Annotated in this window: 8 protein-coding genes; 5 read left to right on the top strand and 3 right to left on the bottom strand. The window is 51.1% G+C overall.

Features of this window, described 5'->3' with window-relative positions:
- Positions 1-98: 98 nt before the first annotated feature.
- Entirely contained in the window at positions 99-899 is an 801-nt protein-coding gene (locus tag LBJ25_02835) for a hypothetical protein (GenBank protein ID MDR1452893.1), read from the bottom strand.
- Positions 900-971: 72 nt separating this feature from the next.
- On the opposite strand from LBJ25_02835, the gene LBJ25_02840 reads away from it, so the two are divergent.
- Together LBJ25_02840 and LBJ25_02845 are read left to right on the top strand one after the other, a co-directional pair.
- Positions 972-1,217, top strand: coding sequence for a helix-turn-helix domain-containing protein (locus LBJ25_02840; protein ID MDR1452894.1), 246 nt, complete (start codon positions 972-974; stop codon positions 1,215-1,217).
- Between the two features lie 90 nt (positions 1,218-1,307).
- The gene (locus LBJ25_02845; protein ID MDR1452895.1) at positions 1,308-1,571 is read left to right on the top strand and encodes a type II toxin-antitoxin system Phd/YefM family antitoxin; all 264 of its coding nucleotides are present in this window, start codon (positions 1,308-1,310) and stop codon (positions 1,569-1,571) included.
- 128 nt (positions 1,572-1,699) lie between these two features.
- Here the strand turns inward: LBJ25_02845 and LBJ25_02850 are convergent, their stop codons facing one another.
- Positions 1,700-2,458, bottom strand: coding sequence for a hypothetical protein (locus tag LBJ25_02850; protein MDR1452896.1), 759 nt, complete (start codon positions 2,456-2,458; stop codon positions 1,700-1,702).
- Positions 2,459-2,580: 122 nt separating this feature from the next.
- On the opposite strand from LBJ25_02850, the gene LBJ25_02855 reads away from it, so the two are divergent.
- The 3 genes from LBJ25_02855 to LBJ25_02865 all read left to right on the top strand — a co-directional run bounded on the left by LBJ25_02855 (position 2,581) and on the right by LBJ25_02865 (position 5,184).
- A complete protein-coding gene (locus tag LBJ25_02855; GenBank protein ID MDR1452897.1) occupies positions 2,581-2,958 on the top strand; it encodes a helix-turn-helix domain-containing protein in 378 nt (125 codons plus the stop codon).
- A gap of 65 nt (positions 2,959-3,023) precedes the next feature.
- Complete coding sequence (locus LBJ25_02860) at positions 3,024-4,205, top strand: cysteine desulfurase (protein MDR1452898.1); 1,182 nt, start codon at positions 3,024-3,026, stop codon at positions 4,203-4,205.
- Positions 4,206-4,224: 19 nt separating this feature from the next.
- The gene (locus tag LBJ25_02865; GenBank protein MDR1452899.1) at positions 4,225-5,184 is read left to right on the top strand and encodes an iron-sulfur cluster assembly scaffold protein; all 960 of its coding nucleotides are present in this window, start codon (positions 4,225-4,227) and stop codon (positions 5,182-5,184) included.
- Positions 5,185-5,275: 91 nt separating this feature from the next.
- Here the strand turns inward: LBJ25_02865 and LBJ25_02870 are convergent.
- On the bottom strand, positions 5,276-5,824 hold a 549-nt coding region (locus LBJ25_02870), incomplete at its 5' end, for a hypothetical protein (protein MDR1452900.1).

Consider the following 5,824-nt stretch of genomic DNA (forward strand, 5'->3'; position numbering starts at 1 on the left):
CAAGTATCGTTATTTAGGCCAAAATGTTAATAACGTTACTTTTTTGATTAAAACTACCGTTATTTTTCGCAATGGTCTTTCTCGGCAGCGCGCTGGCGCTACACGACTTTTATAATATATATGACCTTATAATAAGCTGGCACTGTGCTGAAGGTAAGCGCTGAGCTGACAACGCCAGCGTTCTCCGTATTGCCGGAGACGCTGCCGCCGGTAATGCTGCCGCTGATCGTATGTGAATGTAGACCGCCGCCGTCAGTGGTGGTTATCCTGACCTCGTGGTCATGTATTCCGCCGTTTTCCGAAGTGGTACATGAAAAAGGATGGTCATGTGAGGCATCAATCTTTAACCTCACACCACCGCCTGAGCCAGCAGCGCTTACACCACTGAGGTTATCACCTTTAGCAATTATACCATCTGCAACGGTGTTTCGATCTTCTCCCCAGGATCCCGTCAAAGATTTAGAGTCGGTAGAGCCGGAAACGTCGTGCCTATGTCCGCCGCTACCGGTGTTCGTTGAGCCACTGCCTTCATGTTTATGTCCACCGCTCTCGCTTATCGAGAGGCCGCCCGTGTTAAGGTTGCTCAGAGGTAGCGCTTTCACCTCGTGCTTGTGCTCCGGGAGATTCGCCGAAGTCAGTGTCACACTCTGGCTATCCGCGCCGAGCGCTGTAGTAAAATCCGAGCTCTCCGCGCCGCGCAGAAATTTATCGGTCAGATCCGGCACATTATTCGGATCAGCGACGTGATTGGCGGCATTGCAGACTTTCCAGATATTTTTGAATTCCGCGGTAGTCGCGCCCCACGCTGTGGAACTAAAAGTCAGTATCGTGCCTTTCGGGAAAAAAGTTAGATTATTAATGTCGCTGGCCAGCATTGGCTGGCCTGTCGCTATAGTCATAAAAATACCCCCTTCTTTTTGATAACTGGCAACTGCCAGCTATCAAGGATTATTATACATTATGATTGCTATATGTCAATTGCCAGATATGCCGATCTGAAATATACGCCAAAAGACCTCGGCGCGCGGATTACCCAGTTGAGGAAAAAGAAACGTCTGAGCATGTACGCGCTGGCCATGAACGCCGGCCTGGACGACACAATAATCCTGCGTTCGGAAAACGCCAAACGCGAACCCACGATCGGCACCATGCTCAAAATTATCGACGGATTGGAGATCAGTCCGGCTGAATTTTTTAAGCCTTTTACGGAATGTTAAAAAGCCAAAAGATTAAAGCTCGTTGGGGCGCCGTTTGACAAATATCAAAATAATGCTATTATTTGCCTATAAAAACGATAGGAGAAAAACATGCCAGTCATTAGAAAAAGCGCGGATTTGCGGAATAAATACAGCGAGATCTCGGATTTTTGCCATAAATATAAAGAGCCGGTTTTCATCACGCGCAATGGCGACGGCGATCTGGCGGTGATGAGTCTGGAGACTTATGAGGCTATGTCCGGCCGGCGGGAGTTATATGCTTTAATAAATGAAGGGCTAGAGCAAGTCAGACAGGGAAAAACTAAACCGGCCAAAGAGGCGCTGGCTGCTCTGCGAAAAAAATTAAGGATATAAGACAAGATGTATATTGTTTATATCACAGATTTAGCCGAGCAAGAGTTAGCGAGAACGCTAGCAAGATTTATTTACAGCCGGCGGGATTGGCGTAAATTATTAAAACAATAACTCAGGCAGAGATTTCCTCAAGCCACTTTGATAATATATATGACGGTGTAGTAACTCGGCACGGCGCTGAACGCTGTGCCGGAGCCGGCGCTGTCTGTCGTGCCGCCGATACTGCCGCCGGTAATGCTGCCCAAAATAGCATGTTTGTGCGCGCCATTGCTCGTCGCTTTGCTGGTAGAAGAGAAATCGTGACTATGGTCACCGCTGGTCTTAAATGTAATTCCAGCGGATTTGGTCTCTGAAGCTACAGTTGACTTAGTACTCCAATAAACATCTCCATAATCCCAGGCGGCCGTAGGGTTAGTGGCGTTATTGGTTGAGCCATGTCTGCCGGATGTTGATACATTGTGAGAGTGGCCGGGATCTAAAAAACTGTGATCGTGATTTCCTTCCGCGGTTGTACCGCCGGATAAAGTATGCTCATGCGCGCCATCAGAATCAACTTTTAGGCCGGACGTATCCAGTCCACTGAGAGACAAACCTTTAGCCCCGTGACTATGCGAAGGAAGATTGGCGGTGGTCAGGGTCACGCTGTCCGCGCCGCGCGCGGTAGTAAAATCTGAGCTCTCCGCGCCGCGCAGAAATTTATCGGTCAGATCCGGCACATTTGGGTCAACGCCGTGATTGGCTTTGTTGCAGACCTTCCAGATATTTTTAAATTCCGCGCTGGTTGCGCTCCACGCCGTGGAGCTGAAGGTCAGTAGCGTGCCTTTCGGAAAAAAAGTCAGATTGAGAATATCGTCCGCGTACATTTTTTGGCCTGTGGCTATAGTCATAAAAATACCCCCTGTCTTTTTTATACCAAACAGGTAAAAAATTTATTACGCTGTTTGACATTTATTTACATTTTAACAGATAAGTTAAAGTTGTCAATTGGTGTAAGAAAGGACTATGCCAAATGGATAAAGAGTTTACCAATGCGGAGTTAAAGAGATTATTAAGCAAAAAACTGGAAACACTGCGCAGGCAAAGCGGACAGACTATCGAAACCACCGCGGACAGTCTGGATCTGGCGATCAGCGAATATTTCCGTTTTCTCAAAGGTCAGCGTTTGCCGCATCTGCTCACGCTGCTGCGTCTCAGCAAAAAATACGGCGTGACGCTTGACTGGTGGTTTGGCGGCCTGAATGATCTGCCCGGCACGAGACAGGGGTTTAGGCAGAAAAGTTTTGAGCTGCAAGGCTTGAGCCTGCTCAAAAAAGTTGAACCGCGGCTGCATCGGGCGGTGCTGGCGGCGCTCAAAGCTTTTGTTCAGAATATTAGTCCGGCCAGATAACCGCGGCGGGTTTTATCCCTAAAGTTATTATAAAACCAAAGCCGTTTGTAGTATAATCCTGTTTTATGAAACGGATTTATCTGGACAACAACGCCACGACGATGGTTTCACCAGCGGCGGCGCGGGAAATGGAAAAATTCAACACCACGCATTACGGCAACCCGTCATCGCTGCACGAGTTTGGCCTGGACACCCGGCCAGAGCTGCGCAAAGCGCTTGATAGAATATACCGGCTCATCAACGCGCCGGACAGCGACGATGTGCTGATCACTTCCGGCGCGACCGAGGCGAATAATCACGTTATCAAGTCCGTGTTCTGGGACGGGGTACGAGCCCCGGGCGGAGCCGTAGGGCGGCGCGGGGATCATTACATCACGACCAATATTGAACACCCGACGGTTTACAACACGTTTCAGTATCTGGAAAAAATGGGCGCGCGGGTCACCTATTTACCCTGCGATAAAAACGGCTTGATTTCCGCCGAGCAGGTCAAGGCCGCGCTGACAGACCAGACCGCGCTGGTTTCCATAATGCTGGCCAATAACGAGATCGGGACGATTTTACCGCTGAAAGAAATTGCCGCGGAATGTCGCAAAGCCGGAGCGCTGATCCACACTGACGCCACGCAGGCGATCGGCAAAATTCCTGTCAATGTGCAGGAACTGGACGTGGATTATTTGTCTTTTTCCGCGCACAAATTTCACGGGCCAAAAGGCAGCGGCGGCTTGTATGTGCGCCGCGGCAAAAGGCTGGAGCCGTTGTTTCACGGCGGCGAGCAAATGGCCAGCTTACGCGCCGGCACGCTGAATGTGCCGGGGATCATCGGTATGGGCGTGGCCGCGCAGGAAGCGTTGGACGGGCTGAACTATGAAGCGGCGGAAGTCAAAAGACTGCGCGACAAACTGGAGGATTTTATTTTGCAGAATATTCCCGACGTGTTCCTCAACGGCGATAAGCAAAAGCGCACGCCGAATACTTTGAATATCGCGTTCAAGGACTGCGAGGGCGAAGCTCTGCTTTGGGATTTGAATGAGCGCGGCATCGCGGCTTCGACCGGTTCGGCCTGCGCGTCCGAGGAGCTGGAATCCTCGCGGGTGCTGCGCGCCCTCGGCATTGACAAAGCTTTGTCGCACATGGCTGTGCGCTTTTCGCTCTCGCGCTTCACGACGGAAAAAGAAATTGATCAGGTACTCTCGGTTTTGCCCGCGATCATCAAAAGGCTGCGTGAGATTTCAGAGGGCAAGTAGATTATGTTATACTCGAAATATGAGCAAAGATGACTTGATCGGGTTGAGTTTGTGGGAGGCTTACTCCCAAAAAGTCCATGACCGCATGAACAATCCGCGGCACGGCGGGTCGTTCACGGACAAAGACGCCAGGGCGCAAAGTTGCCAATTAGTCGTGGCGGATTTTGGCGACGCCTCCTGCGGAGACTCTATTCAGCTTTTCTGGCTGGTCGATCCCCGGACGGACGTCATCAAAGACGCGCGGTTTTTGTCTTTTGGCTGCGGCACGGCGATCGCCAGCGCGGATGTCATGGCCGAGCTGACTATCGGCCGCACGGTGGATGACGCGGCCAGGATCACCAATCTCGATGTGGAAAAAGCTCTGCGCGACGACCCCGATACGCCGGCTTTCCCCGGACAGAAAATGCATTGCTCGGTCATGGCCTATGATGTCATCAAGCGCGCGGTGGCCAAACACAAAAATATCGACATCAACGAGCTGGAAGATCAGGAAATGGTCTGCGAGTGCGCGCGTGTGACGCGGGGCATGATCATCGATGTGATCCGCAAAAATGATCTCCAAACCGTCGAAGACATTACGCGCTATACCAAAGCCGGAGGTTACTGCAAATCCTGCATCCGCCCGGGCGGCCACGAACAGCGCAAATATTTTTTGGAGGACATTCTGCGCGAGACGCGGCAGAAAATGGCCGAGGAGAACAACGCGGACACCACGCCAAACGCCAGCTTTGCCGAACAGCCGAAAGCCCGGCAGTTTAAAATGGCTGAGGATATTTTGCGGACTTATCTTGCGCCGGTGCTGGCCAAAGACAGCGGCGGCGTGGAGCTGGCGGACATTGTCGGCAAAGAAGTGCAGATCGTTTACAAGGGCGCCTGCCACGGCTGCGCCAGCGCGGAGACCGGCACGCTGAAAATGATCGAAAGCACGCTGCGCGAAAAACTCGACCCGGAGATCAAGGTCACGATCTACGAAAAATAACGCGGCAAGGTTCTATTCCAGACACCTGACAAACCTATTCATTTGTCAAAAAATGAATAGATAACAGGGAGCAAGACCGAGACGCTATCCGCTACGCGCATCTTCTGATGTAGATCAATGAATAGTACAGCGGCAGATTGCTTGTGTTGGTGTCGGTCACGCTGCTGTTGTCATTATTTGCGTTGCCGGTGTGCTCGTGTACGGCATTGATAGATATTTGGTTAACGGGAGCTTCTTCTTCTTTGTAACCAAATTCTGTATCCCACTTACTCGCAGAGATAATGCCGGAACAAACTGCACCTTCATCGGTTGGCACTGCTCGGATACTTCCGGTTAAAGTTTTATTTGTGGCAGTTGTGGTTATACTGTGCGCATGCCTCGGCAGCATAGCGGCGGTCAGGGCATTGCTGCCGCCGGTATCTGCTAGAGCGCCTTTACCCTTGATAAATTTATCTTCCAGATCAGGGGTTAGTCCATTATTATAATTTGTTCTATTGCAGGAATACCAGCCGGGCAACGTAGCATTGTCTCGCCAGCCCGCCCCGTCGAACAGCAGAATTGTGCCGACAGGCAAACCATCCTGTTTGCTGCCGATCGCGCTTTTTACAGCATACACCTGCGCCTCGGTGGCGAATTTTGT

Source organism: Candidatus Margulisiibacteriota bacterium, from assembly GCA_031268855.1.
Taxonomy (GTDB): domain Bacteria; phylum Margulisbacteria; class Termititenacia; order Termititenacales; family Termititenacaceae; genus Termititenax.